This window comes from Streptomyces sp. NPDC001902, assembly GCF_042891295.1.
Classification (GTDB): Bacteria; Actinomycetota; Actinomycetes; order Streptomycetales; family Streptomycetaceae; genus Actinacidiphila.
Genome location: NZ_JBIATA010000028.1, coordinates 102,327 through 128,624, shown reverse-complemented (window position 1 = coordinate 128,624; position 26,298 = coordinate 102,327). Strand labels below are relative to the sequence as shown.

Below are 26,298 nucleotides of genomic sequence, written 5' to 3'. Positions count from 1 at the left end.
CACTCCGCATTCGTCAGGTCTCCACGGCCAACCATGCTGAACAGCGTCAATCCACACGCATGATCACGTCAGGAGATCCGAGAAACAGCACCTAGTCCTTCGGGGCCAGCCGCGCCGGGAAGCCGCCCGTCGCGATCGGGCCCCAGCGTTCCGGGGTCACGCGCACCAGGGACTTGCCCTGCCTGACCATGGCGGCGCGGTACTCGTCCCAGTCCGGGTGCTCGCCCGCGATGTTGCGGTAGTACTCCACCAGCGGCTCGACCGAGTCGGGGGAGTCGATGACCTCGGCGGTGCCGTCGACCTGGACCCAGGGGCCGTCCCACTCGTCCGACAGGACGATCACGGAGGCCCGCGCGTCCCGGCGGGCGTTGCGGGCCTTGGCCCGCTCGGGGTAGGTCGAGACGACCAGGCGCCCCGCGTCGTCGACCCCGCAGGCGACGGGGGAGCCCTGGGGGCGGCCGTCGGCGCGGGTGGTCAGCAGCAGGGCGCGGTGGCGCGGTCGTACGAATTCCAGCAACTGGTCGAGTTGCACGCTGGTATTGGTCGCGATGTAGGCAGCCATGGACGGCAGCCTATGCTTCCCGCGGCTGGACGGCGGGGAGGGCCGTCCCCTGGACCGCCTGGATGTCGAGGGTGACCCTCAGCGTCGTCCCCATGGTGGCGATCCCGGCCCGTACGACCTGGTTCCAGTTCATCGCGAAGTCCTCGCGGCGCAGTTCGGCCGTCGCGCGGAAGGCGGCGCGCACGCCGCCCCAGGCGTCCGGCCCGGTGCCCAGGTAGGCCAGGTCGAGGTCGACCGGGCGGGTGATCCCGCGCATCGTCAGCTCCCCGTGGACGGTCCACCGGTCGCCGGCGGACGGCTCCAGCGAGGTGCTGCGGTAGCTGACGGTGGGGTGCTCCCGCACGTCGAGGAAGTCGGCGGAGCGCAGGTGCTCGTCGCGGGTGCCGTTGCCGGTGTCGATCGACGCGGCGTCGATCACGGCCTCGACGGACGACGCGAGCGGCTGCTCCGCGACGTCGATCCGGCCCGCGAAGGTCCTGAAGCGGCCGTGCACGGTGGACAGGCCAAGGTGCTGGGCGACCGCGCCGGCCTCGGAGTGCGCCGGGTCGATCGTCCACGGCCCGGGTGGCGGCAGTTCGAGGCCGCCGGCGCGGCCCAGCAGCAGGGTCCCCAGGTCCGCCGAGCCGGAGGCGGTCACCAGCGCCGTCGCGGCGGCCGGGCGGTAACCCACGGCCGTCACGATCACGGTGTACGCCCCGGGGGCCAGCGCGGCGGTGCGCACGGCACCCTCGGCGTCCGCCGCCTCCCGTGCGATCTGCTGCCCGGTCATGTCGGTGACGGTCACCACGGCGTGCGGCACCGCCCAACCGTCCTTCGTCCGGATCCGCCCGCGCAGCCCGGCTCCTGCCGTCGTGTTCATGTACCTCGCTCGCCCTTCGGTGCGTTCCCCCGGCCGGGTCCGGTCGGGACGGCCCGGGCCGTCCCCTGCCCGGCCGTCCGACCGGACCCGCTGTCCCCCGTCCACCGGCCCGTGCGTCTCCGCAGGCGCACGGACCGGCCGATGGTTCACCCCTCGGGGTGGTTGAGTTCGACGTCGAAGCCGTCCTGGTGGCCGGCCGTGGCGTCGTTGCCGACGGTGACCTGGGTGGCCACCGGCGGGTATCCGCCGGCGACCAGCGCGTACTCGCCGGCGTCCAGGTCGCCGAAGGCGTAGGCCCCGTCGGTGCCGGTGGTGGCGGTGGCCACCACGTTCCCTGCCGCGTCGATCAGGGTGACGCGGGCCTCCGGCAGTGGTGTGCGGGCGGTGCCGCCCAGGACGGTGCCCTGCAGGCGGGCTCCGGTGCGGAGCGGGACCTCGACGTGGGTGGGGCCGTTGCCGGCGACCTCGACCGGCAGTGCGGCCGGCCGGTAGCCGGTGGCGTTGACGGCCAGGGTGAAGTCGCCCGCGGGCAGGTCCTGGAAGCCGAAGGCGCCGTCCTGGCCGGTGCCGCCGGTGGCCAGGACCTCGCCGCGCACGTCGGTCACCACGACCACGGCGCCCGCGACGGGTATCCCGGTCGCCTCGGCGACCACCGTGCCGGTCAGCCCGCTGGTGCCGGCCAGGACCACGTCGTAGGGGACGGGCTCCTCGCCGACCACCACGGTGGACGCCTGCGGCTGGTGGCCGTCGGCGGCGGCGATGAGCACGTACGAGCCGGCGCCGGGCGCGGTCAGCGTGTAGCCGCCGTCGGCTCGGGTGGAGGCGCGGCCGAGCTGCCGGCCGGTGAGCGATATCAGGGTCAGGGTGGCTCGCTCGACGCCCTCGCCCTCGGCGTTGCGCACCTGGCCGTGGACCGTGGTGCCCTCGGCGGGCACCGGGGCCGGCGGTGCGGCCACGCCGACCGCCTCGGTGGCCTCGGCCGCGGGCCCGGCGACGGCCTCGGCCGCGGGGGCCTGGGCGGGTATGACCGGGGTCTGCTCGGCGTGGCCGGCGACACCGGCCGCCTGCTGCAGACCGCTGGCGGTCTTCAGCGGCACTTCCTTGATGAACAGCACCAGCAGCAGCGCGAGGAACGCCACCGGGGCCGCGACCAGGAAGACGTCGCCGGCGCCGTGGCCGTACGCGCTCTCCACGACGTGGCGGATCGGCGCGGGCAGCGTGGCCAGGTCCGGGATCGCGCCGTCGGACTCACCGGTGGACTTCACGCCCAGGGCGGTCAGGCCGTCCTTGACGTAGTGCGTCACACGGTTGCCGAGCACCGCGCCCAGCGCGGAGACGCCGATCGCGCCACCGAGCGTGCGGAAGAAGGTGACGACGGAACTCGCCGCCCCGAGGTCGGCGGCCCCCACCTGGTTCTGCACGGCCAGCACCAGGTTCTGCATCATCATGCCGACGCCGAGGCCCAGCAGCGCCATGAAGAGCGCCAGGTGCCAGTACGTGGTGTCGGCCCGCAGGGAGCCCAGCAGGGCGAGGCCGCCGGTGAGCAGCACGCCGCCGGAGACCAGGAACGCCTTCCAGCGCCCGGTGCGGGTGATGATGAGCCCGGAGGCGGTGGAGGACACGAACAGACCGGCGATCAGCGGGATGGTCATGACGCCCGACATCGTCGGCGACTCGCCGCGCGCCAGCTGGAAGTACTGGCTGAGGAAGACCGTGGCGCCGAACATCGCGGTGCCCACGAAGAGCGAGGCGACCGAGGTCAGGCTGATCGTCTTGTTGCGGAACAGGCGCAGCGGCATGATCGGCTCGCTCGCGCGGGACTCGACCAGGACGAAGATCAGGACGAGCAGGACGGCGCCCGCGACCATGGCGTAGGTCTGCCAGGAGATCCACTCGTACTTGTCGCCGGCGAAGGTCACCCAGACCAGCAGCAGGCTGACGGCGGCGGTGACGAACGAGGCGCCCGCCCAGTCGACCTTGACCCGGCGCTTGACGACCGGCAGGTGCAGGGTCTTCTGCAGCACGATCAGCGCGACGATCGCGAAGGGCACGCCGACGTAGAAGCACCAGCGCCAGCCGAGCCAGTCGGTGTCGACGATGACGCCGCCCAGCAGCGGGCCGCCGACCGTACCGAGGGCGAAGGCCGCACCCAGGTAGCCGCTGTACCGGCCGCGCTCGCGCGGGGAGATCATCGCAGCCATGATGACCTGGGTCAGCGCGGTCAGACCGCCGGCGCCGATGCCCTGGACGACACGGCAGGCGATCAGCATCCCCGCGTTCTGCGACAGGCCCGCGACCAGCGAGCCCACCACGTAGATCACCAGCGCCAGCTGGACCAGCAGCTTCTTGCTGAACAGGTCCGAGAGCTTGCCCCACAGCGGGGTGGTGGCGGTGGTGGAGAGCAGGGCGGCGGTGACGACCCAGGTGTAGGCGCTCTGCCCGCCGTTCAGATCGGAGATGATCTTCGGCAGGGCGTTGGAGACGATCGTGGACGACAGGATCGCCACGAACAAGCCGAGGATCAGCCCGGTGAGGGCCTCCATGATCTGCCGGTGCGACATGGGGGCCGCGTGTCCTGCGTGGGCATCGGTCCCCCGCACACCGGTCGGTGGTGCGGTTGTTGCCATCGTCATCCTCTTCACGTCGTGGAATGTGTACGGGGGCGGCAGTCGGCGGCGAAGTCCCTGCGCAGCCGGTCCAGCAGCCGGGAGAACTCGGTGACGTCCTCGTCCGGCCAGTCCCTCAGGTGGTGGGCCAGCGCCTCGGCGACCCCGTCCTGGGCGGCGCGCAGCATGTCCGTGCCGCCGGGGGTCAGGCGCAGCAACCGTGACCGCTTGTCGTGGGGGTCGGGCAGCCGGTCGATCCAGCCGCGCTCGGCGAGGTGGGCCACGTGTCTGCTGGTGACGGACATGTCGACCTCCAGCAGCTCGGCCAGCCGGCTCATCCGCATCTCACCGTGGCGGCTGATCACCGAGAGCACGCCGAGCGATGACGGCGGGCACTGCGGTGGACAGGCCCGGCTGAGTTCGCGGGCGACCACCGGGATCGCACGCAGCTGGCTCGCGAGCTCCGCGAACTGCTCCTGCGTCGCCATGGCGCCTCGCTTCCCACTCTTATTGGTTGCCTCAAGCAACCTTAGGAACGTTGGTTGCTGCAGGCAAATTCTTTCGGGTAAAAACCTCCAAAAGGAACGACCCGCCTCCGGTCAAGGGAGGCGGGTCTTCGGGTAAAAGGTGCAGGTCAGGCAGATGCCTCCGAGAGGCGCTCCAGCTCCGCTGCGGTCAGCTCCAGGGACGCCGAAGCCAGCAGCGCGGTCAGCTGCGCGGGCGTGCGGGCGCTGGCGATCGGCGCCACGACGGTCGGCCGGGTCCGCAGCCAGGCCAGCGCGACGCTCGCCGGCTCCACGCCGTGCGCCGCCGCGACCTCGTCCAGCGCGGCCAGCACCCGCGGACCGCGCTCCGACTCCAGGTAGGCGCCCGCGCCTTCCGCCCGGGGGCTGTCCACCGTGACGCCGGGCCGGTACTTGCCGGTGAGGAAGCCCCGCGCCAGACCGAAGTACGGCACGGAGGCGAGGCCGTGCGCCTCGACGACCTCGCGCAGCGGCCCCTCGTAACTCTCCCGCTCCACCAGGTTGTAGTGCTGCTGCAGCGCCACGTACTTCGTCAGGCCCTCGCGCTCGGCGAACTCCAGCGAGGCCGCCAGCCGCTCGGGGCTGATGTTGGAGGCCGCGACGTGGCGGACCTTGCCCTCGCGGACCAGCTCGTCCAGGGCGCCGACGATCTCCTCGACCGGGGTCGCGGGGTCGTCGTAGTGCGTGTAGTAGAGGTCGATCCGGTCGGTGCCCAGGCGGCGCAGCGACTCCTCCGCCGCGGCCTTGACGGTCGCGGCCTTCAGCCCCTTGAAGTCGGGGTGGGAGCCGACCTTGGTCGCGACGACGACGTCGTCGCGGCGGCCGCGCTTGGCGAGCCAGGAGCCGATCACGGTCTCGGACTCCCCTCCGGTGTGGCCCGGGACCCACGCCGAGTACACGTCCGCGGTGTCGACGAAGTTGCCGCCCGCCTCCGCGTAGGCGTCCAGCACCTCGAAGGAGGTCGCCTCGTCCGAGGTCCAGCCGAAGACGTTGCCACCGAGGCATAGGGGGAAGACGTCGAGATCAGAGTTGCCGATGAGTGCCATGTGGTCTTGGACACGGCGGGGACGGGCGGTATTCCCGGGGTGTTCCCCTTCCCAACGACGGGGCGGGGGTGACCGGCGCAGCGTGACTTCGCTAGGGTCCTGCCCCATGACTACCCCTGACAACAACTACGACCCGGCCGGCAACACCCAGATGTTCCGCGCCTTCGTCGACGAGGAGCCCGCCCAGGCCCAGGCCGCGGGCGGCAACAAGACCGGGCTGATCGTCGGCATCGTCGCGGCCGTCGTCGTGATCGCCGCCGTGGTCTGGTTCGCGGTCGCCTGACGGGCGCGCCACCCCACCACGTCCACTGACACCGGACGCCGGCGGTCGCCGGCCGTCCGGCGGCCGTCGTGCGCCCGCGTCCGGCGGCCCGCCCCCGCTCAGCGGAACAGCGAGGCCAGCTCGACGCGCGAGCGCACCCCGAGCCGGCTGAAGACGTTCCGCAGGTGGTACTCGACCGTGCGCGTGCTGAGCAGCAGCAGATCGGCGATCTCGCGGTTGGTCGCGCCCTGCGCCACCAGCTCGGAGATCCTCGTCTGCTGCGCCGTCAGCTCCCGGCGGCCCCCGGGCTCCCGGTCCACCGGGCCCACCCGGTCCCCGGCGGCCCGCAGTTCGGCCGCGGCCCGTTCCGCCCAAGGGCGGGCGTCGAACTGCCGGAACACCGCCACCGCGTCCCGCAGCAGGCCCCGGGCCTCGCCGGGCCGGCGGGTGCGCCGCAGCCGGGAGGCGTAGAACAGCTCCGTCTTGGCCAGCTCCAGGACGGTGTCGTCGTCCTGGTGGAGCCGCAGCGCCTCGCGGAAGTGGTCCACGGCGCTCGCGTCGTCCTCCGCCAGCAGCCCGTGGCACCGGTGCGCCAGGGCCAGCCGCACGCTGCTGCGGCTCGCCGCCGCCCAGTGCTCGTACGCGCGCAGCGCCCCGGCGGCCTTCGCCCGCTGCCCGCAGCGCACCGCCGCCTCGATGAAGTGGGGGGCGGCCATCCCCCGGACCGCCAGGTTCACCTGGCCCGCGCCGCCGCGCATGCGGGCGAAGCGGGACAGCGCGTCGGCGGGCCGGTCCGCGGCGAGGTCCGCGCAGGCCGAGACCCAGCAGTTGAAGGCCCCGGGGCGGCCCAGCCCCCGTGACGCGACGGCTCCTTCGGCGGCCGCCGTCCGCAGCCCGGCGGTCACGCCGTCGCCCTGCAGGGCCGCGAGCAGCGCCAGGACCGCGAGGTGGTCGACGGCGAGGTTGCGCTGGCCGGTCGCCTCCGCGAGCCGCAGCCCCTCCTCGGCGGCCGCCCCGGCCGCGGCGTACCGGTCGAGCGCCAGCGCGCACAGCGCCTCGTAGACCAGGGCCGCGGGCACCAGTGCGCCCGCGCCCTGCCGGCGGGCCCGGTGCACGGCCGCGGTCGCCAGGGCGTGCGCCCGCCGGGCGTCCCCCAGGGTGTACGCGGCCTGGGCGGCCCAGATCGCGGACTCCGGGTCCTGAAGCGTCTCGGCGAGCCGGACCACCCGCCGCAGCGCCCACTGCGCGCGGTCGTGCCGGCCCCGGAAGGTCGCCGCGAGCCCCGCGAAGTGGTCGAAGACCAGGCGCTGTTCCGGCCGGTCGTCGCTGCGGCGCAGCGCGTCGGCACGCTCGGCGAGGCCGAAGAAGGCGTCGAAGTCGCCCGCGACGCACCCCGCTTCGCCGGCGAGCATCAGGGCCCGTACGGCCGGTGCGCGCCGGTCGGCGGGGAACCGGCCGGCCGCGGCGGTCAGGTCGCGGCAGGCCACGGCGGGCACTCCGTCGCGCAGTTCGATCTCGCCCTGGACCAGGGCGCCGGGCGCCCCGCCCGGCGCCGGGCCGCCCTGTGCGCCGGCCCGGCGCATCAGTCCGCGCGCCCGGCGGGTCTCCCCGGCGGCCTGCGCGTCGGCGGCGGCCGCGACCAGCCACCGGACGCGGGTGTGCGGACGGGCGGCGGCCGCGGCTCCCCGCTCCCACGCGGCGGCGGCCGCGGCATGACCGGCGGACCGGCGGGCGGCCCCGGCCGCGGCCTCCAGTTCCCGTTCGGTGTCCGGCGACGGGAAGGCCGACCGGTCGAGCCGGTGGAGCGCCCGGAAGAGCCGGGCGGCAGGGGGGTCCAGCACCGAGGCCAGCGTCGCGTACGCGGCCAGCCGGTCGGCGGGGGAGAGCAGTGCGGTCAGCGAGGCGCGCAGCAGCCGTCCCGGTACGGTCGCCGTCCCGTCGCGCAGGTCGACCAGGCCGCAGGCGCGGGCCTCCTCGACACTGCCGGCGCCGAGCCCGCGGCGGCGGGCGGCGGACTCCAGCACCGGTACGGCCAGCGGCCCGCCGCAGAGCAGCAGCGCCACCACGGTGCGGGCTCCCGGCGTGAGGGCGTGGAAGCGCTGCCGGTGCCGCTCCCGCAGCCGGCTCCCCGCGGGCAGCGCGGGCGGTTCCGGCAGCCGCCCGTCCACGGCCGCCCCGGCGAGTTCGACCAGGGCCAGCGGGTTGCCCGCGGCCAGGTCGAGCACCGTGACCGCGTCCGCGCCGCGCGGCGGCAATCCGGGGAACCGGTCGGCGAGCATCCGGCGTGCGGCGTCCGGCGCCAGCGGGCGCAGGCGCAGGACGTCCAGGTCCTCCAGTGCTCCGGCGGTGGGGCAGCCCTCGTCGGCGGCGAACAGCACGGTGGCCGCGAGGCCCGTGAGGCGGCGCGCCGCCATGCCGAGCGCGCGCAGCGTCGCGGGGTCCAGCCACTGCGCGTCGTCCACGCACCACAGCAGCGGTGCCGGGCGGGCGAGTCCGGCCACCAGGCCGGACAGCGCGGCGCCCAGCGCGAGTTCGCCCCCGGCGGGCACCCGCCCGGCGAGGAGTTCCGCCAGCGCCACGCCGTACGGTCCCGGCACGGCCCGCACGCGCGGGGCGACCGGCAGCAGGGTGCGGTGCAGTGCCGCGAGCGGGACCCGCGCCTCGGCCCGTACGCCGTCGGTGCGCAGCACGGTCGCACCGGCCGCCGCGGCGGTGCGCGCCGCGTCCGTGAGCAGGCAGGTGCGTCCGGTGCCCGGTCCGCCGAGCAGCAGCAGCGCCCGTCCCCCGCCCTGCCGGGCCCGGACCGACAGGGCGTCCAGGAGGGCGCGTTCGCGGTCCCGGCCGTACAGCGCCGGCGGCCACGCGGCGGGGTCGCTCCGTCCGGCCTCCATGACGCCAGTGTCTGCTGGCGTCCACCGGGAGGGAAGGGTCCTGCATCATGTTCCGTGCATGACAGGAAGACACTGGTGATTCCACCGGTCCGTCGCCCGCGTGCCGCTCGGAGACTCCTGTCGACCCCCACGACAAGGAGTTCAGATGCGACGAATATGGGCGATCCTGCTCACCGTGGCGGCCGCCGTCGGCCTCGGCACCTTTGTGATGCCGGGCACCGCGAACGCCGCGACCCACACCCCGGTGGTCTTCGTGCACGGCTACACCGGCAGCGCGAGCAACTGGGACTACGCGGAGTCGGTCTTCGTGGCCGGCGGCTACAGCCGCAGCGAGCTCTTCGCGTACGAGTACAACTGGGCCCAGTCGAACAAGACCAGCGCCGCGGGGCTGGCGAGCTACGTGCGCCAGGTGCTGACCCGCACCGGCGCGACCAAGGTCGACATCGTCAACCACTCGATGGGCGGTCTGGTCACCCAGTGGTACCTCACCCAGCTCGGCGGCACCTCCTCCGTCCGCCGGGTCGCCTCGGTGGCGGGCGCGAACCACGGCACCACCTACGCCTCGGCCTGCGTGATCTACGCGTCCTGCGTCGAGATGCTGCCGGGCTCGTCTTTCGTCCGCACCATCAGCAGCGGTGACGAGACGCCGGGCAGCACGGTCTACGCGACCTGGTACTCGCCGTGCGACGGGATCATCATCCCGTACACCAGCACCCCGCTGAGCGGCGCGAACAACCACCTGGTGGCGTGCACGACCCACATCGGGTTCCTCAGCGACACCGGCACCCTCGGCCAGATCCGCTCCTACCTGGCCGGCTGAGCGCACCACCGCTCCTGCCCGGGGAGGCGGGGGCCGGTCCCGGGACGGGCCGGCCCCCGCCTCCGCGAGCCCGGGGCGTACCGGCGTTCAGGAGTCCGCGACCGAGACGTCCCGGGTCTCGACGTGCATGCCCAGCGGCACCCGCCACGCCTCGACGCAGACCTCCCAGGTGTGCTTCGTGCTGCCGCCGCCGGGGACCGGCACCGGCGCGGCACGGCTGCTGCGCAGCGTGGCCCAGTCGACGCCCAGCAGGCCGATGACGTGCGTGCCGAAGGTGACGGTGCCCGTCGTCGCGGCTCGGTCCCCGGTGTTGGCGAGGGTGACGGTGACCTTCTCGCACCAGCGGTCGGCGGCCGCCGTGCGTTCGACCGCACTCACCACCAGGTGCGCCGGCGCACCGGTCGTCGGTGGGGACGGGGCGGACGCAGAACCGCCGGGGGCCGGCCGCCCGGTGGGGCCGCCGGAGGCCGTCGCGGGCGGCGCGGTGCCGCCCTGCCGCGGCGGGACGCTCGTGGCGCCGGGCCCGTCCGGCCCGTCCGGTACGTCCGCCGGAGGTGAGGAGCCCGCGCCGCCGCTGCCGGCCGGTGCGCCCGGCGCGGTGGGTGCCGTCCGGCCGGGCCCGGCCGGGGAGCCCGTACGGCCGTCCAGCGGCACCAGGTCCACGTCGCCGGAGGGCGGGGCGTTCACCGCGGGGCCGCCCGCCGGGCCCGGGGCGCCGACGGCCACGTAGCCCGGCCCGCTGCCCTCGCAGTCCGGGCCCAGCGCGGCGAAGGCACCCAGGCAGACGACGGCCGCCGAGGCAGCGGCCAGCGCGCCCCGGCGGCCGGGTGGTATGTGCACCATGCCGTCAGTGTACTGACGAACCGTCAGGAATGAACCGCCCGGTCCTTCCGTCGCCGGGCCCCGCCCTACTGCTCGGCGGTCAGGCCTTCGCGCAGCTGCGCCAGGGTCCGGGTCAGCAGCCGGGAGACGTGCATCTGGGAGATGCCGACCTCCTCGCCGATCTGCGACTGCGTCATGTTGGCGAAGAAGCGGAGCATGATGATCCGCCTCTCCCGCGCGGGCAGCTGGGCGAGCAGCGGCTTGAGCGACTCGCGGTACTCCACGCCCTCCAGCGCGGTGTCCTCGTAGCCCAGCCGGTCGGCCAGCGAGCCCTCGCCGCCGTCGTCCTCCGGGGGCGGCGAGTCCAGCGAGCTCGCGGTGTACGCGTTCCCGACCGCCAGGCCGTCGACCACGTCCTCCTCGGAGACGCCGAGCGCCGCCGCGAGTTCGGAGACGGTGGGCGAGCGGTCTAGCCGCTGGGCGAGCTCGTCGCTGGTCTTGGTCAGCGCCAGCCGCAGCTCCTGCAGCCTGCGCGGCACCCGCACCGACCACGAGGTGTCGCGGAAGAAGCGCTTCACCTCGCCGACGATCGTGGGCATCGCGAAGGTGGGGAACTCCACCCCGCGGTTGCAGTCGAAGCGGTCGATCGCCTTGATCAGCCCGATCGTGCCGACCTGGACGATGTCCTCCATCGGCTCGTTGCGGCTGCGGAAGCGGGCCGCCGCGTACCGCACGAGCGGCAGGTTGAGCTCGATGAGCGTGTCCCGTACGTACGCCCGCTCCGGGCTGTCGTCCGGCAGCTCGGCGAGCCGCAGGAACAGCGAGCGGGAGAGCGTGCGGGTGTCGACGCTCGTGTCGATGGCCTCGATCGTGCTGTCGACGGCGGCGGTGTCGGCGACGGCGGTGCCGGCGGTGTCGATGGCCTTGTCGTCAGGAGCATCGTGCGGCGCGTCGGAGTTCAGCACCTTCGGACTGCCCACTTCTACGGACATGCCACCCCCTTGAGGTCGCGGACGGGTGTCGCGGGCGACGGTTCGTTCCCCCACTGGAATACCGGAGGCCGGACCGCGACAAACGCAGTTCCCGCAGAATGTCACATGTCGGCAACGCGCTGTAGCGCCATGTCGACTTATTTCCCGGGGGGTGGGTAGTCCTTAAGGGTTACGATTCGAGCTGGTTTGCGGATCGCAGCCGGGCGAAGCTGCGCGAGAGCAGCCGGGAGACGTGCATCTGCGAAACCCCGAGTTCGGCGCTGATCTGCGATTGCGTCAGATTGCCGAAGTAGCGCAGCAGCAGGATCCGCCGCTCCCGCTCGGGGAGCTGCACCAGCAGGTGCCGCACCAGGTCCCGGTGCTCCACGCCGGTCAGGGCCGGGTCCTCGTAGCCGAGCCGGTCCAGCAGCCCGGGCGCCCCGTCGCCGCCCTCCTGGGCCGCCTCCAGGGACGTGGCGTGGTACGCCCGCCCGGCTTCCAGGCAGGCCAGCACCTCGTCCTCGGAGAGCTTGAGCCGGTCGGCGATCTCCGCGGTGGTGGGGGTGCGCCCGTGGGCCACCGTCAGGTCCTCGATGGCACCGCTGACCTGGACCCACAGCTCGTGAAGCCGGCGCGGGACGTGGACGGTGCGGACGTTGTCCCTGAAGTAACGTTTGATCTCGCCGACCACGGTCGGCATCGCGAACGTCGGGAACTGCACCCCGCGTTCCGGGTCGAAGCGGTCGATGGCGTTGATCAGCCCGATCGTGCCGACCTGGACGACGTCCTCCATCGGTTCGTTGCGGCTGCGGAAGCGTGCGGCCGCGTACCGCACCAGCGGCAGGTTCACCTCGATGAGGGCGGCCCTGACCCGGGAGTGCTCCGGGGTGCCGGGCTCCAGCCCCGACAGCTGGTCGAACAGCACCTGTGTCAGCGCCCGCGCCTCCACCGCGTTGCTGTTGGTGCTTCCGCCGCGATTGCCGCCGCCGGTGGTCGTACCGGTCCCGCTGCCGTCTCCGGAGGTCGATGGTGACGCGGGTCGGGCCGACACGGACATGCCACTCCTCATCGGTCCACTCATCCGGCAAAAGCGGTCATAGCATCACAATTCATGTGGACTGTGTGCAAGTGAGGCGCGGCCCTCGATGAAAAAGCCCTCCGCCCGGCGGGCGGAGGGCTGTGCGGCAGGAGCGGGGCCCGAGGGGCCGCCGCGGGGGGTCACTCGAACATGTAGTCGGCGACCACCCAGGTGGAGAACTCGCGCCACAGCGCGACCCCGGCCTGGTGTGCGGGATGCTCCAGGTACGCCTTGAGCGCGTCGGCGTCGGCCACCGAGGAGTTGATGGCGAAGTCGTAGGCGATCGGACGGTCCGAGATGTTCCAGCCCAGCTCCCAGGAGGCCAGTTCGGGGATCTGCCCGCCGAGCCGCTCGAAGGCGTCGACGCCGGCCACGACCCGTGGGTCGTCGCGCTCCACGCCTTCGCCGAGCTTGAAAAGGACCAGGTGGCGTATCACGGTGCTGTGCTCCTCACCGGCTCCCGGCCGGTCAGTTGACCAGCGCGGTCATGAACTCCCCGACGCCCTTGGCGGCGTCCGATATGCCCTGGAAGCCTATCTGCACGAGATCGGCTGCGCGGGCCGGCGATGTCACGATCGTATAGAGCACGAAAGCCACGATGACGTACATGGTGATTTTCTTCGCCTGCGCCATGGCTGGAGTGTATCCACCGGATGGCCCAATCAGACCGGGTGACGGAAGCCTCCTTGCGGGTGATCCACGGGCCCGCCGCGCTCCGTGCGTGACGCTCGCCACAGCAGGTTCGGAAGGCCGGAAAACGCCGAGAACGCCCGGTCCGGAAGGGGCGGGTACCGCTCGCGCGGCCGCGGTCGGCACCCGTCGCCAGGGTGTGCTCGCTCGCACGTTCATTCGGTGCGGGCGGGGGGTGCGGCAGGCGACCGCCGCCGTCTGCGGCTCGGTCAAGGTCTCGCTGCCCGGCGCGGTCACCGTCAAGAGGGCTGGGCGCAGGGCACGCTCACCGTGGCCAACCCCGGCTCCACCACTCTCACCGGCCAGCACGTCTTCTGGGACATCAGCACCATGGACCGGACCGACCCTCGGCGGCGGCTTCGCGGCGGGCAAGCACCAGTCGTCCGCCGGCGAGCACCCCGGAATCGGTCCCAACACCGCCCGCCGGCACACGTGAGGGCAAAGCCGAAGGGCGGCAACCGGGAAAGTTCTCCCGGTTGCCGCCCTTCGCTTGCTCAGAGCGGTAGCGGTGGGATTTGAACCCACGGAGGAGTTGCCCCCTCACACGCTTTCGAGGCGTGCTCCTTAGGCCGCTCGGACACGCTACCGAGAGAGAGCTTAGCGGACGTCCGGGTGTGCTCCGAAATCCTTTGACCGGAAGAAGCGGGTGAGGAGCTCACCGCACTCCTCGGCCAGCACGCCGTGGATCACCTCCGGACGGTGGTTGAGCCGGCGGTCGCGGACGAGGTCCCACAGGGAGCCCGCCGCCCCGGCCTTCTCGTCGACCGCGCCGTAGACCACGCGTTCGAGGCGGGAGGCGACGACGGCCCCCGCGCACATCGTGCACGGCTCCAGGGTCACCACCAGCGTGCAACCGGTCAGCCGCCACTCCCCGAGCGCCTTCGCGGCCTCGCGGACGGCGAGCACCTCCGCGTGGGCGGTCGGGTCGCCGACCGCCTCGCGTTCGTTGCGGCCACGCCCGATGACCGTGCCCTGCGGCGACAGCACCACCGCGCCCACCGGCACGTCGCCGGTGCGCGGGGCGAGGCGGGCCTCCTCCAGGGCGAGCCGCATCGGGGGGACCCAGGGGTCGCGCAGCGGGTCGGGCCCGGTCAGCGGACCGCCTCCAGCACGTCGGCGCAGCCCAGCGAGTCGGCGATCTCCCCGAGCGCCTCCCCGGTCAGCGCGCCGTCGCCGCTGAGGGCCAGCAGCTCCTTGTCGCTCATGCCGAAGTCCGCGAGGAGCTCGGCGTCCCCGAGCGGGCCCACGGGGACGTGGACCTCCGTCGGGCCGGGCACCACGTCGTCGTCGAGGTCGTCGGCGTCACCTTCCTCGGTGCCGTCGAGGTCGACGATCTCGTCCAGGTCCTCCGGGTCGCGGCCCAGCAGTTCGTCGGTGAGCAGGATCTCCCCGTACGAGCTGCGCGCCGCGGCGGCGGCGTCGGACACGTAGATCCGCGGGTCCTCCTCCCCGTCGACGCGGACGACGCCGAACCAGGCGTCCTCCTGTTCGATGAAGACCAGGACCGTATCCTCCCCGGCTGAAGCCGCCCGGGCCAAGTCGGTCAGGTCGCCGAGGGTTTCCACATCGTCGAGATCGGTCTCGCGCGCTTCCCAACCGTCCTCGGTGCGCGCGAGCAGTGCGGCGAAGTACACCGTGACTCTCCCACAGGTCTCAGGCCGTCCGGACTTTCGGGCGGGAGTCGAATGATCTGGCGCAGGTCCCCGCCCACACTCGGCATCGTGGCAGAAACCTCGGCTTTGCGAAGGGTCTTCCGCGCGTGCCGCGTGCCAGGCCTTCCGGCTTTTTTACCGCGTGGCGGCCTGCGGGTACCCCCTCGGTGCCCGCCAGGTGGGGGCATTGTGCCGACCTGGGGACTACCAGCGGAACGTCCGCATCCGCATCTGCTGGCGCGCGCGTGCCGCGCGCGCCCGGCGTGGCTGGACGCGGTCGCGCAGTTCCTTGGCCTCGTTCAGCTCGCGCAGGAACATGGCGCGCCGCCGTCTGCGTTCGGCGTCGCGATCCTGCTGCGTACGGGCGTCGCCCGTGTCGTCCGCGCCGGCGCCGTCGCTGCCGCGCTCCGCCATGGGGCACCACCCCTAGAGATCCACGTGCCCGGCCGGGACAGCCCGGGCGTAAGGGCACGCATTCCCCCTACCGGGTGGTTCGAAGCGTGACCGGCCGCACGGACCGGGAGGGCCGGGGGACAGGCCGAACGTTAGAGTCGTGGCCATGCGGATCCACGTCGTCGACCACCCCCTGGTGGCGCACAAACTCACCACCCTGCGCGACGAGCGCACCGACTCGCCGACCTTCCGTCGGCTGGCCGACGAGCTGGTCACCCTGCTCGCCTACGAGGCGACCCGTGACGTGCGCACCGAGCAGGTGGACATCAGCACACCCGTCGCGGACACCACGGGCGTGCGCCTGTCCCACCCGCGTCCGCTGGTCGTGCCGATCCTGCGGGCCGGCCTCGGGATGCTGGAGGGCCTGGTGCGGCTCCTGCCGACCGCGGAGGTCGGCTTCCTCGGCATGATCCGCGACGAGGAGACCCTGGAGGCCAAGACCTACGCCACCCGCATGCCGGAGGACCTGTCCGGGCGGCAGGTGTACGTCCTCGACCCGATGCTGGCCACCGGCGGCACGCTGATCGCCGCGATCGACCTGCTGATCGAGCGGGGCGCCGACGACGTGACGGCCGTGGTGCTGCTCGCCTCCCCCGAGGGCGTCGAGGCGATGGAGCGCGCGCTGGCCGGCAAGCCGGTCACCGTGGTCACCGCGGCGGTCGACGACCACCTCAACGAGCACGGCTACATCGTCCCGGGCCTCGGCGACGCGGGCGACCGCCTCTACGGCACGGCCTGACACCGGTCGTCCCACGACACGCGGGACCGGCCGCCGGGGCCCACGCCCCGGCGGCCGGTCCCGTCGTACGAGGCAACCGGAACCGTGGGCCTAACAGGCGCCGGCGCTCGGCGCCGCGCTCGGCCGGGCCAGGGCGGCGAGGGCCTTCTCGACGGCCTTGTCGCCGGAGAGCTTGGTGAAGCCCTTGCCGAGCATGATGTCCACCGTGCCGGTGGGGCGCTTGGAGCCGGCGGCCGCGGGCTTCAGTGTGACCGTGCCCTTGACCTGGGCGCCGACCAGCTTCATCGCGGCCTCGGCCTTGGGCCCGTGGCCGCCGATCAGCAGCGCGGCCACCTGCACCTTGCGGTCGTACTCGGGGTCGGCGTTGCCGAAGGTGCCCACCTTGAAGCCGCGTGCGGCGAACTCGTCGGCGGTGTCCTTGGCCAGGCCGCCCTTGGCGGTGGCGTTGTAGACGTTGACCGTGAGCTCCCCGGGTTCCGGGAAGGCGGTGGGCACCGTCGAGGCCGAGCCCGGTGCGGCCGCCGCCTTGCAGGTGCGTTCCTTGGCGGCGTTCTCCGCCTTGGCCGCGGCGTTCTTCGCGGGCGTGGACTTGCCGCCGAAGACGTCGACCAGTTGGAGCGTGCCCCAGCCGGCCAGGCCGACAACGGCGACGGTCGTCACGACGACCGCCACGATGCGCACCCTGCTCCGGGGGCGGCGCATCCGCGGGTACTGGTTCCCGGTGACCCGGTACTTTCCGCCCATGCCAGGGGGCGTCAGCATGCTCATGTGCGCAGCGTAGTGCGATCGGGCGTCCGGGCCTACTAAACGATCAACCAATCGGGGCCAATGAGGGGCACTTGAACCCGAAAGGGCGAAGGAGTCCCCCGGCGGAGACGGGCCCGAGGAGCGGTCCGGAGGTCAGTCCATCTCCAGCACGCGGGCGTGCAGCACCTGGCGCTGTTGCAGCGCCGCGCGCACGGCCCGGTGGAGCCCGTCCTCCAGGTAGAGGTCGCCCTGCCATTTCACGACGTGCGCGAACAGGTCCCCGTAGAAGGTCGAGTCCTCGGCGAGGAGGGTCTCCAGGTCGAGGTTGCCCTTGGTGGTGACCAACTGGTCGAGGCGGACCGGACGTGGGGCGACGTCCGCCCATTCACGGGTGCTTTTCCGGCCGTGGTCGGGGTACGGCCGCCCGCTTCCGATGCGCTTGAAGATCACACGGAAAGCCTACCGGGCAAGGGCGTACGGGCGCAGCAACGGCGCAGGAGTGCGATGGTGGGCAAATACGGTGATAGCGGGAGCAGTGGAGCAGCCCATGACCACGCCGAGCCCGCCCGGCGCCGCCCGGGCCATCGCCGAGGGGTACGCCTTCACGGGGCCGGCCCTCGAACTCGGCGCCCTGCTGTGGGAGGACCGGGTGCTGCCGGAGGCGCCCGTGCGCGTCCCGCTGGCGGTGCTCAACCGGCACGGGCTCGTCGCGGGGGCCACCGGCACCGGCAAGACCAAGACGCTCCAACTCGTCGCGGAGCAACTCTCGGCGCAGGGCGTGCCGGTCTTCCTCGCCGACGTCAAGGGCGACGTCTCCGGCATCTCCTCCCCGGGGGTGCCCGGTGACCGCGTCGCCCGGCGGGCCGCCGAGGTGGGCCAGGAATGGAGCCCGGCCGGCTGCCCCGCCGAGTTCTACGCCCTCGGCGGCATGGGCCGGGGCATCCCGTTGCGGGCCACGGTGACGAGCTTCGGTCCCGTGCTGCTGTCCAAGGTGCTCGGGCTCAACACCACGCAGGAGCAGTCGCTCGGCCTGATCTTCCACTACGCCGACACCAAGGGCCTGGAACTGCTGGACCTGAAGGACCTGCGGGCCGTGGTCACCTTCCTCACCTGCGACGAGGGCAAGCCCGAGCTGAAGGGGATCGGCGGGGTCTCGCCGGCGACGGCCGGGGTGATCCTGCGGTCGCTGACGGCCTTCGAGGCACAGGGGGCGGGGGCCTTCTTCGGCGAGCCCGAGTTCGACACCGCCGAACTGCTGCGGACGGACGGCGACGGGCGGGGCGTCGTCTCCGTGCTGGAACTGCCCGCCGTGCAGGACCGGCCGCAGCTGTTCTCCACCTTCCTCATGTGGCTGCTGGCCGACCTCTTCGAGGACCTGCCGGAGGTCGGCGACCTGGACCGGCCCAAGCTGGTGTTCTTCTTCGACGAGGCCCACCTGCTGTTCACCGGGGCCAGCAAGGCGTTCCTGGAGGCCATCACGCAGACCGTGCGGCTGATCCGCTCCAAGGGCGTCGGCATCTTCCTGGTGACGCAGACGCCCAAGGACGTGCCCTCCGAGGTGCTCGGCCAGCTCGGCAACCGGGTGCAGCACGCGCTGCGTGCCTTCACCCCGGAGGACGCCAAGGCGCTCAAGGCGACGGTGCGCACCTTCCCCACCTCCCCGTACGACCTGGAGGAACTGCTCATCGGGCTCGGCACGGGCGAGGCCGTGGTCACCGTCCTCGACGAGGACGGCGCCCCCACCCCGGTCGCCGCGGTGCGGCTGCGGGCCCCGCGGTCGCTGATGGGTCCCGCCGACCCCGCGGCGATGGACGCGGCGATCGGGAACTCGGCGCTGTACGGGCGCTACGCGCAGGCGGTGGACCGGGAGTCGGCGTACGAGCGGCTGGCCGGGCGGCAGGCGCCGGCGCCCGTGCGGCCGTCCGCACCGGGTCCTGCCGGGCGAGGGCGCGGGGAACGGCCGCAGGAGGGGACGGGTGTGGTGGAGCAGGTGATGGGCAGCGGTGTCTTCCAGTCGCTGGCCCGCTCCATCGGCACCCAGATCGGGCGGGAGATCACCCGGTCCCTCTTCGGCACGTCCAAGCGCCGCCGTCGTTAGGGTCAGGACTCCTTCGCGGCCTTCGCCTCCTTGGCGGCCCGCTTCTGCTCCTGCTTGAAGGCCCTCACCTTGTCCAGCGACTCCGGGCCGGTGATGTCGGCGACCGACCGGTGGGAGCCCCGCTCCCCGTACGCGCCCGCCGCCTCGCGCCACCCCTTCGGCGTCACGCCGAGCTGCTTGCCCAGCAGCGCCAGGAAGATCTGCGCCTTCTGCTTCCCGAAGCCGGGCAGCTCGTTGAGCCTGGTCAGCAGCTCGCGGCCGTCGGACACCTTGCGCCAGACCGCCCCGGCGTCACCGTCGTAGTGCTCCACGAGGTACCGGCACAGCTGCTGGACCCGCTTGGCCATCGACCCCGGGTAACGGTGGACGGCGGGCTTCTGCGAGAGCAGCTCGGAGAAGGCCTCGGGGTCGTAGGCCGCGATCTCCCCGCAGTCGAGGTCGTCGCGGCCCATGCGCTGCGCGATGGTCCAGGGGCCGGAGAAGGCCCATTCCATGGGGATCTGCTGGTCGAGCAGCATGCCGACCAGGGCCGCCAGCGGACTGCGGGAGAGCAGGGCGTCGGCCTCGGGCTGCTGGGCGAGGTGGAGTGTGGTCGTCATGCACCGATGATCTCGCCTGCCGGGGTTTGCCGCCCGTGGGTCACCCGGACGGCGCAGCGCGGATGGCCGTATGCACCGGCCGGGCGGACCGTGTGGAGTGTCCGGGCAGCGAGCCCGGGCGGCGAGGGACGGGAGCCATCTCATGAGCCAGCAGACACAGCCGGTCACCGGGCGCCCGCATTCGGGCCTGGCGTCGGGCGGTACCACCTTCGCCGGTGTGCTGCTCATCGTCTCCGGTGTCGTGATGATCTTCGAGGGCATCTCGGCCATCGCGCAGGACGACATCTGGGTCCGGCTCGGCGACTACGTCTTCAAGTTCAACCTGACGGCCTGGGGCTGGATCCACCTCGTGCTCGGGGTGCTCGTCATCGTGGTCGGCGCCGCCCTGCTCCAGAACGCCCCCGACTGGGCCCGGGTCGCCGGTGTCGCCCTGGCCGCGTTCAACATCGTCGTGAACTTCGCGTGGATGCCGTACACCCCGGTGTGGGCGATCATCGTCATCGCCATCGACGTCTTCGTCATCTGGGCGTTGTGCAGGAGCTGGGGGGAGCACCCGAAGCGGGCCTGACCTCCGCGGACGACGAGGGCCGGCCCGGCGCACGGGCCGGCCCCCGGCCGTTCCCGGGGGTGTTCCCGGAGTGTTTTCACCCGTTCGTATGGGTTGTCCGTCATGCCGGATAGCGCCCCCGGCCCCGGGTAGCGCTGAACGAGTGACGCAGCCATTTGAACTGCCCGACTTCTACCTGCCGCACCCGGCGCGACTCAATCCCCACGTGGAGCGGGCCCGGGAGCATTCCCGCAGCTGGGCACGGGAGATGGGGATGCTCGAAGGCTCGGGCATCTGGGACACCGGCGACCTCGACTCGCACGACTACGCGCTGCTGTGCGCGTACACGCACCCGGACTGCTCCGGACCGGCCCTGTCCCTGGTGACGGACTGGTACGTATGGGTCTTCTTCTTCGACGACCACTTCCTGGAGGCGTTCAAGCGCACGCAGGACCGCGAGGGCGGCAAGGCGTACCTGGACCGGCTGCCCGCCTTCATGCCGATGGACCTGGCGCAGGGCATGCCCGAGCCGCGGAACCCGGTGGAGGCGGGCCTCGCCGACCTGTGGGCGCGCACGGTGCCGGCGATGTCCATGGACTGGCGCAGGCGCTTCGCCCAGAGCACCGAGCACCTGCTCAACGAGTCCCTGTGGGAACTGTCCAACATCAACGCGGGCCGGGTGCCCAACCCCGTGGAGTACATCGAGATGCGCCGGAAGGTCGGCGGCGCGCCCTGGTCGGCGGGGCTGGTGGAGTACGCCGCCGGAGCCGAGGTGCCGGCCGCCGTCGCCGGGGCGCGGCCGCTGCTCGTGCTGCGGGACGCCTTCTCCGACGCGGTGCACCTGCGCAACGACCTCTTCTCGTACCAGCGCGAGACCGAGGAGGAGGGCGAGCTCAGCAACGGCGTGCTGGTCCTGGAGACCTTCCTCGGCTGCACGACGCAGGAGGCCGCGGAGTCGGTCAACGACCTGCTGACCTCCCGGTTGCAGCAGTTCGAGAACACCGCGCTCACCGAATTGCCGCCGCTGTTCGCCGAGCACGCGCTCGACCCGGAGCAGTGCGCGCGTGTGCTGGCGTACGCGAAGGGCCTGCAGGACTGGCAGTCCGGCGGCCACGAGTGGCACATGCGCTCCAGCCGCTACATGAACGGCGGCGGGGCGGGGGCCGCGGACGCCGGATGGTCGCCGTTCGCGCTGCCCGGCGGGCTCGGGCTGTCGGCGGGCACCGTGCGGACCACCGGCCGGGCCGAGGTCGCCCGCGCCCGGGGCTTCACCCATGTGCCGCGGCGCACCGGGCCGACGCCGCTGCCCGACTTCCTCATGCCCTTCCCGGCCACGCTCAGCCCGCACCTGGACGCCGCCCGGCGCCACGTCGTCGACTGGGCGCACCGGATGGGCCTGCTGCTGCCGCAGCCCGGGGTCCCGCACTCCCACGTGTGGGACGAGCACAAGCTGACCGCCTTCGACTTCCCGCTCTGCGCCGCCGGCATCCACCCCGACGCGACCCCGGAGGGGCTGGACCTCACCTCCGGCTGGCTCACCTGGGGCACCTACGCCGACGACTGGTTCCCCGCCGTGTACGGCCGCACCCGCGACCTGGCCGGCGCCCGCGCGGCCAACGAGCGGCTGTCGGCCTTCATGCCGGTCGACGGCTCCGCCGCCCCGGCCCCGGTCAGCGCCCTGGAACGGAGCCTGGCCGACCTGTGGGCGCGGACGGCCGGGCCGATGGAGCCGCAGGCGCGGCGCCGCTTCCGCACGGCCGTCGAGAACATGACCGCCGGCTGGCTGTGGGAACTGGCCAACCAGGCGCAGAACCGCATCCCCGACCCGGTCGACTACCTGGAGATGCGCCGCCACACCTTCGGCTCCGACCTGACGATGAGCCTGTGCCGGCTGGGCCACGGCGAGCGGGTGCCGGAGGAGGTCTACCGCAGCGGGCCGATGCGGTCGCTGGAGAACTCCGCCGCCGACTACGCCTGCCTGATGAACGACGTCTTCTCGTACCAGAAGGAGATCGAGTACGAGGGCGAGATCCACAACGCCCTGCTGGTCGTGCAGAACTTCTTCGACTGCGACGAGCAGGCCTCGCTCGCCGTCGTCCACGACCTGATGACCGGGCGCATGCGGCAGTTCCAGCACGTCGCCGCGAACGAACTCCCGGTCCTGTACGAGGACTTCGGGCTCGGCGCGGACGCGCGGGCGGTGCTGGACGGTTACGTGCGCGAGCTGCGGAACTGGCTCGCGGGCATCCTGACCTGGCACCGCGGTTGCCGCCGCTATGACGAGGAGGAGCTGCGCCGCCCGGTGGGGGGAGGCCGGCTGCCCACCGGGCCGACCGGACTGGGCACCTCCGCGGCGCGCCTGGCGGTCCTGGCCGCGCGCTGACCGCCGCGCGGGGGCGGGGGCGCCGGGCCCCGCCCCCCGTCCCGGCGCTGCGCGCCCCGGGCGTCAGTCCATCCAGGCCTGGTACGACATGACGTCGCCGGCCCTCACCCGGTACTCGGGCTGGTCCTGCGTGTACGTCTCCTCGATCCCCAGGACGCGCCCGTCGGCCGGGTCGAGGACGACCATGCGGCGCAGCCCGGCGGCGTCGTGGACGTAGGCCTGGCCCCGCCTGCCCAGCCGGTCGGTGACGGTACCGGCAGGCCGCAGGCCGGGGGCGGCGGCGAGGAGCTCGTCGACCGCGGCGGTGCCGGCGGGCCCCGGCGTCCAGTCCCGCAGCAGCGAGGCCAGCGCGTCCACCAGTTCCGGGGTGCCGGCGCAGGCGCAGCCGTACACCTGGGACAGGTACGCCCGCAGCTCCTGCGCGGAGTCCGGGGGCTCGGTCCCCGAGCGGCCGTACGGGGGGAGGGTGCCCGGCGGGTACGCGGCGCGGTGCAGCACCTCGCCGTCCGCGACGGTGTGCGGGGAGCCGCCGGAGTCGCTGATCACCGGCTCCCCGGGGTGCCGCGGGTCGGTGGCGACGACCAGTTCGGTGCCGCTGCCGTCGGCGTTCCAGCGGGTGAGGTGCTCCTCGGGCAGGGTGACGGGCGGGCGGGCGCCCGGGCCCGCTTCCATGCCCATGCTCCACATCATCACGTGGCTCCCGCGGCGGGTGCCCGGGCCGCCGCCCCGCGCCGCCGCCTCCCTGGCCGCGCCGGCCACCTCGGTCAGCGGGACCTCCCGCGACCCGGCCAGCGGACGCAGCGCCACGGGGGCGGCGACCGCCGGGGTGGTGCCGGCCCCGGAGAGCACGACGACCAGGACGGCCACCACGGTCGCCGCCACCGCGGCCAGGCCCGTGACGAGGCCGCCCACCCGGCGGGCGGTCCGTCGGGGCGCGGGGACGGGTGCCGCTCCGGCTGCTGCTCCAGGTGCCGGTCCGGAGGCCAGCAGCCGCCGCAGCCCGAGTTCGGCCCGCGCGTCCAGGGGGCGGTCGCGCCAGCGCGGATCGCCGGCAGGCACGGGATCGGCCCGGCGCAGCAGCTCCAGCTCCGGCTCCAGCTCGGTCATGGCCCCTCCTGGGTCACGGTCATCCCCATGCGGTCGATCTGCTCGCGCAGCCTGCGGCGCGCCCGGTGCAGGCGCATGGCGGCCGCGGAGCGCCCGCAGCCCAGGGCCACCGCCAGTTCCCCGACGTCCAGCTCCTCCCAGGCGGTCAGCCGCAGCACCTCCTGGTCGGCCGCCGCGAGCCGCCCCAGTGCCTCGTGCACCCAGGCGCCGGGCGCTTCGGTGCCGGGGCTCGGCACGAGGTACGCGCCGTGCGCCGTCTCGTGGTTCCCGATCCGGTCCAGCAGCCTGCGCCGCCGCCCCTGCCCGCGCACGCTGTTGGCCAGGCAGTTGCGGGCGACGCCGTACAGCCAGGGCAGCGCGTACGAGGGGAGCTCGGCGCGCCGCCGCCAGGCGACGGCGAAGACCTCCGCCACCACTTCCTCCACCTCGTCGTACGCCGCCCGCCCGCCCGTCCGCCGGGCGACGTAGCGGCTGACCGCCCAGTAGTGCTCGCGGTAGGCAGCGGCGAACGCCTGTGACCGCGTCTCGTCCGTGCTCATGACCGCTTGGTGTCCGCCATGGGACCGATCATCACACCCCGCCGCTGTGACGTTCCCCGCGTGACGCCGCGGGCGGGCCCGGACACCTACCGGGCATGAGGCTCACGTTCCCGCGACGCACGGCGTCCGCCGTGGCATGGCTGACCACGACCGACCACAAGGCCATCGGCACGCTCTACCTCGGTACGGCGTTCGCCTTCTTCTGCGGTGGCGGGGTGATGGCCCTGCTGATGCGCGCCGAGCTCGCCCGCCCCGGGCTGCAGGTCATGTCGAACGAGCAGTTCAACCAGCTCTTCACGATGCACGGCACGGTGATGCTGCTGATGTTCGCGACCCCGCTGTTCTCGGGTTTCGCGAACTGGATCATGCCGCTGCAGATCGGTGCCCCCGACGTCGCGTTCCCCCGGCTCAACATGCTCGCGTACTGGCTCTACCTCTTCGGCTCGCTGATCGCGGTGGGCGGTTTCCTCACCCCGCAGGGCGCGGCCGACTTCGGCTGGTTCGCCTACTCACCGCTGTCGGGCGCGGCGCACTCGCCGGGCGTGGGCGGTGACCTGTGGATCATGGGGCTGGCGCTGTCAGGCTTCGGGACCATCCTCGGCGCGGTCAACCTGATCACCACGATCATCTGCATGCGTGCCCCGGGCATGACGATGTTCCGGATGCCGATCTTCACCTGGAACGTGCTGCTCACCGGTGTGCTGGTGCTGATGGCCTTCCCGGTGCTGGCCGCGGCGCTGCTCGCGCTGGAGCTGGACCGCAAGTTCGGGGCGCACATATTCGACCCGGCGAACGGCGGGGCGCTGCTGTGGCAGCACCTGTTCTGGTTCTTCGGGCACCCCGAGGTCTACATCATCGCGCTGCCCTTCTTCGGGATCGTGAGCGAGGTCATACCGGTCTTCTCGCGCAAGCCGATGTTCGGCTACACCGGCCTGATCGCGGCGACGATCTCGATCGCCGGACTGTCGGCGACGGTCTGGGCGCACCACATGTACGTCACGGGCGGCGTGCTGCTGCCCTTCTTCTCCTTCATGACGCTGCTCATCGCGGTACCGACCGGGGTGAAGGTCTTCAACTGGATCGGCACGATGTGGAAGGGCTCGCTCAGCTTCGAGACGCCGATGCTCTGGGCGACCGGCTTCCTCGTCACCTTCGTCTTCGGCGGGCTCACCGGGGTGCTCCTGGCGTCGGCGCCCCTGGACTTCCAGGTCTCCGACTCCTACTTCGTGGTGGCGCACTTTCACTACGTCGTCTTCGGCACCGTCGTCTTCGCCATGTTCTCCGGACTCCACTTCTGGTGGCCGAAGTTCACCGGCAAGATGCTCGACGAACGCCTGGGGAAGATCACCTTCTGGACGCTCTTCGCCGGTTTCCACGGCACCTTCCTCGTCCAGCACTGGCTGGGCACGCAGGGCATGCTGCGGCGCATCCCGGACTACCTGGCCGCCGACGGCTTCACCACGCTGAACACCATCTCGACGATCAGCTCCTTCCTGCTGGGCCTGTCGTTCCTGCCGTTCCTCTACAACGTGTGGAAGACCGCCAAGTACGGCGAGCCGGTCGGGATGGACGACCCGTGGGGCTGGGGCCGTTCGCTGGAGTGGGCGACGAGCTGCCCGCCGCCGCGGCACAACTTCCTCACGCTCCCGCGCATCAGGTCCGAGTCGCCCGCCTTCGACCTGCGCCACGGCGCGGCAGGGGTGCCGGGGGCCGTGTCGGGAACGGTATCCAAGCTGCCGGATACGCCACTGCCGACGAGCCGGGCCGACGCCTAGCGTCGGTGCCATGACGACGTACGAGGCCGCCACCGCCACCCGTTCGCGCACCCACACCTGGGAGCCGCGCCCCGAGCCCACCCCAGAACTCCTGGCGCTGACCGGGCGCGAGGTCCTGCAGGGCGCGATCGACGGCCGCTTCCCCGAGTCCTCGATCATGAGCACCCTGGGCTTCCGCTTCGTCGAGGTCGGCGACGGGCGCGCGGTCTTCGAGGGCGACCCCGGCGACCACCTGCTCAACCCGATGGGCACGGTGCACGGCGGCTTCCTCGCCACCCTGCTGGACTCGGCGCTCGGCTCGGCCGTGATGAGCCGCCTCCCGGCCGGATCGGCGTACACCACAGTGCAGTTGGGGGTGCACATGATCCGGCCGGTGCTCCCCGGGACGTCCACGCTGCGCTGCGAGGGCGTGGCGCTCCATGTCGGCCGGACGACGGCCACCGCCGAGGCCCGGGTGACCGGCGCGGCCGACGGGAAGCTCTACGCGCACGGCACGACGACCTGCGCGGTGCTGCGCCCCCGCTGACC

27 protein-coding genes and 1 tRNA gene are annotated in these 26,298 nt (G+C 72.9%); 8 read left to right on the top strand and 20 right to left on the bottom strand.

What is annotated here, in order from left to right; translation table 11 throughout:
* Positions 1–91: 91 nt before the first annotated feature.
* The 5 genes from ACFYYN_RS34845 to ACFYYN_RS34825 all read right to left on the bottom strand — a co-directional run bounded on the left by ACFYYN_RS34845 (position 92) and on the right by ACFYYN_RS34825 (position 5,597).
* Positions 92–562: a PPOX class F420-dependent oxidoreductase gene (locus ACFYYN_RS34845; protein WP_499512985.1), complete on the bottom strand. Its 471-nt coding sequence runs from the start codon at positions 560–562 to the stop codon at positions 92–94.
* Between the two features lie 10 nt (positions 563–572).
* Positions 573–1,421, bottom strand: coding sequence for a YceI family protein (locus tag ACFYYN_RS34840; protein WP_500332262.1), 849 nt, complete (start codon positions 1,419–1,421; stop codon positions 573–575).
* A gap of 146 nt (positions 1,422–1,567) precedes the next feature.
* Positions 1,568–3,982 (bottom strand): MFS transporter, encoded by a 2,415-nt coding sequence (locus ACFYYN_RS34835; RefSeq protein WP_500548879.1) that lies wholly within the window; start codon positions 3,980–3,982, stop codon positions 1,568–1,570.
* A 77-nt stretch (positions 3,983–4,059) separates the two neighbouring features.
* A complete protein-coding gene (locus ACFYYN_RS34830) occupies positions 4,060–4,515 on the bottom strand; it encodes a MarR family winged helix-turn-helix transcriptional regulator (protein WP_499512988.1) in 456 nt (151 codons plus the stop codon).
* Positions 4,516–4,661: 146 nt separating this feature from the next.
* Positions 4,662–5,597 carry an aldo/keto reductase gene (locus ACFYYN_RS34825; protein WP_500332260.1) on the bottom strand — a complete coding sequence of 312 codons (936 nt, stop codon included), beginning with the start codon at positions 5,595–5,597 and terminating at the stop codon, positions 4,662–4,664.
* Between the two features lie 106 nt (positions 5,598–5,703).
* On the opposite strand from ACFYYN_RS34825, the gene ACFYYN_RS34820 reads away from it, so the two are divergent.
* Positions 5,704–5,880 carry a hypothetical protein gene (locus ACFYYN_RS34820; protein WP_499512990.1) on the top strand — a complete coding sequence of 59 codons (177 nt, stop codon included), beginning with the start codon at positions 5,704–5,706 and terminating at the stop codon, positions 5,878–5,880.
* Positions 5,881–5,978: 98 nt separating this feature from the next.
* Here the strand turns inward: ACFYYN_RS34820 and ACFYYN_RS34815 are convergent, their stop codons facing one another.
* A complete protein-coding gene (locus ACFYYN_RS34815) occupies positions 5,979–8,750 on the bottom strand; it encodes a helix-turn-helix transcriptional regulator (protein WP_500548878.1) in 2,772 nt (923 codons plus the stop codon).
* Positions 8,751–8,895: 145 nt separating this feature from the next.
* Here ACFYYN_RS34815 and ACFYYN_RS34810 point away from each other — a divergent pair, with 145 nt between their 5' ends.
* On the top strand, positions 8,896–9,570 hold the full coding sequence (locus ACFYYN_RS34810) for an esterase/lipase family protein (RefSeq protein ID WP_500436083.1): 675 nt from the start codon (positions 8,896–8,898) through the stop codon (positions 9,568–9,570).
* An 87-nt stretch (positions 9,571–9,657) separates the two neighbouring features.
* On the opposite strand, the gene ACFYYN_RS34805 is transcribed toward ACFYYN_RS34810, so the two are convergent.
* From ACFYYN_RS34805 to ACFYYN_RS34765, 9 genes are all read right to left on the bottom strand, one after another.
* Positions 9,658–10,413: a hypothetical protein gene (locus ACFYYN_RS34805; protein WP_500548877.1), complete on the bottom strand. Its 756-nt coding sequence runs from the start codon at positions 10,411–10,413 to the stop codon at positions 9,658–9,660.
* A gap of 65 nt (positions 10,414–10,478) precedes the next feature.
* Positions 10,479–11,384 (bottom strand): RNA polymerase sigma factor SigF, encoded by a 906-nt coding sequence (locus ACFYYN_RS34800; RefSeq protein WP_500331927.1) that lies wholly within the window; start codon positions 11,382–11,384, stop codon positions 10,479–10,481.
* Between the two features lie 169 nt (positions 11,385–11,553).
* Positions 11,554–12,420 (bottom strand): RNA polymerase sigma factor SigF, encoded by an 867-nt coding sequence (locus ACFYYN_RS34795; RefSeq protein ID WP_499512995.1) that lies wholly within the window; start codon positions 12,418–12,420, stop codon positions 11,554–11,556.
* Positions 12,421–12,581: 161 nt separating this feature from the next.
* Entirely contained in the window at positions 12,582–12,878 is a 297-nt protein-coding gene (locus tag ACFYYN_RS34790) for a Dabb family protein (protein WP_500331925.1), read from the bottom strand.
* A 31-nt stretch (positions 12,879–12,909) separates the two neighbouring features.
* The gene (locus tag ACFYYN_RS34785) at positions 12,910–13,074 is read right to left on the bottom strand and encodes a hypothetical protein (protein WP_018558266.1); all 165 of its coding nucleotides are present in this window, start codon (positions 13,072–13,074) and stop codon (positions 12,910–12,912) included.
* Positions 13,075–13,631: 557 nt separating this feature from the next.
* A tRNA-Ser gene (locus ACFYYN_RS34780) sits at positions 13,632–13,718 on the bottom strand.
* Between the two features lie 10 nt (positions 13,719–13,728).
* Positions 13,729–14,184: a tRNA adenosine(34) deaminase TadA gene (gene tadA / locus ACFYYN_RS34775; protein ID WP_500548876.1), complete on the bottom strand. Its 456-nt coding sequence runs from the start codon at positions 14,182–14,184 to the stop codon at positions 13,729–13,731.
* Between the two features lie 38 nt (positions 14,185–14,222).
* A complete protein-coding gene (locus ACFYYN_RS34770; RefSeq protein WP_500331922.1) occupies positions 14,223–14,765 on the bottom strand; it encodes a tRNA adenosine deaminase-associated protein in 543 nt (180 codons plus the stop codon).
* A gap of 222 nt (positions 14,766–14,987) precedes the next feature.
* Positions 14,988–15,197: a hypothetical protein gene (locus tag ACFYYN_RS34765; protein WP_499513000.1), complete on the bottom strand. Its 210-nt coding sequence runs from the start codon at positions 15,195–15,197 to the stop codon at positions 14,988–14,990.
* Positions 15,198–15,342: 145 nt separating this feature from the next.
* On the opposite strand from ACFYYN_RS34765, the gene upp reads away from it, so the two are divergent.
* Entirely contained in the window at positions 15,343–15,975 is a 633-nt protein-coding gene (gene upp / locus ACFYYN_RS34760) for a uracil phosphoribosyltransferase (protein WP_500331920.1), read from the top strand.
* A 90-nt stretch (positions 15,976–16,065) separates the two neighbouring features.
* Here upp and ACFYYN_RS34755 read toward each other — a convergent pair whose 3' ends face one another.
* Both ACFYYN_RS34755 and ACFYYN_RS34750 read right to left on the bottom strand, forming a co-directional pair.
* Positions 16,066–16,743 carry a LytR C-terminal domain-containing protein gene (locus ACFYYN_RS34755; RefSeq protein WP_500548875.1) on the bottom strand — a complete coding sequence of 226 codons (678 nt, stop codon included), beginning with the start codon at positions 16,741–16,743 and terminating at the stop codon, positions 16,066–16,068.
* 132 nt (positions 16,744–16,875) lie between these two features.
* Complete coding sequence (locus tag ACFYYN_RS34750) at positions 16,876–17,172, bottom strand: type II toxin-antitoxin system VapB family antitoxin (RefSeq protein ID WP_499513003.1); 297 nt, start codon at positions 17,170–17,172, stop codon at positions 16,876–16,878.
* Positions 17,173–17,269: 97 nt separating this feature from the next.
* Between ACFYYN_RS34750 and ACFYYN_RS34745 the strand changes: the two genes are divergently transcribed.
* Positions 17,270–18,820 (top strand): helicase HerA-like domain-containing protein, encoded by a 1,551-nt coding sequence (locus ACFYYN_RS34745; RefSeq protein WP_500548874.1) that lies wholly within the window; start codon positions 17,270–17,272, stop codon positions 18,818–18,820.
* 2 nt (positions 18,821–18,822) lie between these two features.
* Here ACFYYN_RS34745 and ACFYYN_RS34740 read toward each other — a convergent pair whose 3' ends face one another.
* Positions 18,823–19,419 carry an HhH-GPD-type base excision DNA repair protein gene (locus tag ACFYYN_RS34740; RefSeq protein WP_500548873.1) on the bottom strand — a complete coding sequence of 199 codons (597 nt, stop codon included), beginning with the start codon at positions 19,417–19,419 and terminating at the stop codon, positions 18,823–18,825.
* Between the two features lie 142 nt (positions 19,420–19,561).
* Between ACFYYN_RS34740 and ACFYYN_RS34735 the strand changes: the two genes are divergently transcribed.
* Positions 19,562–19,987: a DUF7144 family membrane protein gene (locus ACFYYN_RS34735; RefSeq protein ID WP_499513006.1), complete on the top strand. Its 426-nt coding sequence runs from the start codon at positions 19,562–19,564 to the stop codon at positions 19,985–19,987.
* A gap of 142 nt (positions 19,988–20,129) precedes the next feature.
* On the top strand, positions 20,130–22,349 hold the full coding sequence (locus tag ACFYYN_RS34730) for a family 2 encapsulin nanocompartment cargo protein terpene cyclase (RefSeq protein WP_500548872.1): 2,220 nt from the start codon (positions 20,130–20,132) through the stop codon (positions 22,347–22,349).
* Between the two features lie 63 nt (positions 22,350–22,412).
* Here the strand turns inward: ACFYYN_RS34730 and ACFYYN_RS34725 are convergent, their stop codons facing one another.
* Entirely contained in the window at positions 22,413–23,456 is a 1,044-nt protein-coding gene (locus ACFYYN_RS34725; RefSeq protein ID WP_500548871.1) for a CU044_5270 family protein, read from the bottom strand.
* On the bottom strand, positions 23,453–23,995 hold the full coding sequence (locus ACFYYN_RS34720) for a sigma-70 family RNA polymerase sigma factor (protein WP_500548870.1): 543 nt from the start codon (positions 23,993–23,995) through the stop codon (positions 23,453–23,455). The genes ACFYYN_RS34725 and ACFYYN_RS34720 overlap by 4 nt, the downstream gene beginning before the upstream one ends.
* A gap of 95 nt (positions 23,996–24,090) precedes the next feature.
* Here ACFYYN_RS34720 and ctaD point away from each other — a divergent pair, with 95 nt between their 5' ends.
* A complete protein-coding gene (gene ctaD, locus ACFYYN_RS34715) occupies positions 24,091–25,770 on the top strand; it encodes an aa3-type cytochrome oxidase subunit I (RefSeq protein WP_500548869.1) in 1,680 nt (559 codons plus the stop codon).
* Positions 25,771–25,780: 10 nt separating this feature from the next.
* The gene (locus ACFYYN_RS34710) at positions 25,781–26,296 is read left to right on the top strand and encodes a PaaI family thioesterase (protein ID WP_499513011.1); all 516 of its coding nucleotides are present in this window, start codon (positions 25,781–25,783) and stop codon (positions 26,294–26,296) included.
* Positions 26,297–26,298: the final 2 nt, after the last annotated feature.

Bases quoted from the DNA above. Each gene is read 5' to 3' on its own strand.
- ACFYYN_RS34805 (WP_500548877.1), bottom strand. From the start codon at position 10,413: ATGGTGCACATACCACCCGGCCGCCGGGGCGCGCTGGCCGCTGCCTCG.
- ACFYYN_RS34830 (WP_499512988.1), bottom strand. From the start codon at position 4,515: ATGGCGACGCAGGAGCAGTTCGCGGAGCTCGCGAGCCAGCTGCGTGCG.
- ACFYYN_RS34765 (WP_499513000.1), bottom strand. From the start codon at position 15,197: ATGGCGGAGCGCGGCAGCGACGGCGCCGGCGCGGACGACACGGGCGAC.
- ACFYYN_RS34755 (WP_500548875.1), bottom strand. From the start codon at position 16,743: ATGAGCATGCTGACGCCCCCTGGCATGGGCGGAAAGTACCGGGTCACC.
- ctaD (WP_500548869.1), top strand. From the start codon at position 24,091: ATGAGGCTCACGTTCCCGCGACGCACGGCGTCCGCCGTGGCATGGCTG.
- ACFYYN_RS34795 (WP_499512995.1), bottom strand. From the start codon at position 12,420: ATGTCCGTGTCGGCCCGACCCGCGTCACCATCGACCTCCGGAGACGGC.
- ACFYYN_RS34840 (WP_500332262.1), bottom strand. From the start codon at position 1,421: ATGAACACGACGGCAGGAGCCGGGCTGCGCGGGCGGATCCGGACGAAG.
- ACFYYN_RS34740 (WP_500548873.1), bottom strand. From the start codon at position 19,419: ATGACGACCACACTCCACCTCGCCCAGCAGCCCGAGGCCGACGCCCTG.
- ACFYYN_RS34735 (WP_499513006.1), top strand. From the start codon at position 19,562: ATGAGCCAGCAGACACAGCCGGTCACCGGGCGCCCGCATTCGGGCCTG.
- ACFYYN_RS34835 (WP_500548879.1), bottom strand. From the start codon at position 3,982: ATGTCGCACCGGCAGATCATGGAGGCCCTCACCGGGCTGATCCTCGGC.
- ACFYYN_RS34815 (WP_500548878.1), bottom strand. From the start codon at position 8,750: ATGGAGGCCGGACGGAGCGACCCCGCCGCGTGGCCGCCGGCGCTGTAC.
- upp (WP_500331920.1), top strand. From the start codon at position 15,343: ATGCGGATCCACGTCGTCGACCACCCCCTGGTGGCGCACAAACTCACC.
- ACFYYN_RS34720 (WP_500548870.1), bottom strand. From the start codon at position 23,995: ATGAGCACGGACGAGACGCGGTCACAGGCGTTCGCCGCTGCCTACCGC.
- ACFYYN_RS34745 (WP_500548874.1), top strand. From the start codon at position 17,270: ATGACCACGCCGAGCCCGCCCGGCGCCGCCCGGGCCATCGCCGAGGGG.
- ACFYYN_RS34845 (WP_499512985.1), bottom strand. From the start codon at position 562: ATGGCTGCCTACATCGCGACCAATACCAGCGTGCAACTCGACCAGTTG.
- ACFYYN_RS34820 (WP_499512990.1), top strand. From the start codon at position 5,704: ATGACTACCCCTGACAACAACTACGACCCGGCCGGCAACACCCAGATG.
- tadA (WP_500548876.1), bottom strand. From the start codon at position 14,184: ATGCGGCTCGCCCTGGAGGAGGCCCGCCTCGCCCCGCGCACCGGCGAC.
- ACFYYN_RS34800 (WP_500331927.1), bottom strand. From the start codon at position 11,384: ATGTCCGTAGAAGTGGGCAGTCCGAAGGTGCTGAACTCCGACGCGCCG.
- ACFYYN_RS34710 (WP_499513011.1), top strand. From the start codon at position 25,781: ATGACGACGTACGAGGCCGCCACCGCCACCCGTTCGCGCACCCACACC.
- ACFYYN_RS34725 (WP_500548871.1), bottom strand. From the start codon at position 23,456: ATGACCGAGCTGGAGCCGGAGCTGGAGCTGCTGCGCCGGGCCGATCCC.
- ACFYYN_RS34825 (WP_500332260.1), bottom strand. From the start codon at position 5,597: ATGGCACTCATCGGCAACTCTGATCTCGACGTCTTCCCCCTATGCCTC.
- ACFYYN_RS34785 (WP_018558266.1), bottom strand. From the start codon at position 13,074: ATGGCGCAGGCGAAGAAAATCACCATGTACGTCATCGTGGCTTTCGTG.
- ACFYYN_RS34810 (WP_500436083.1), top strand. From the start codon at position 8,896: ATGCGACGAATATGGGCGATCCTGCTCACCGTGGCGGCCGCCGTCGGC.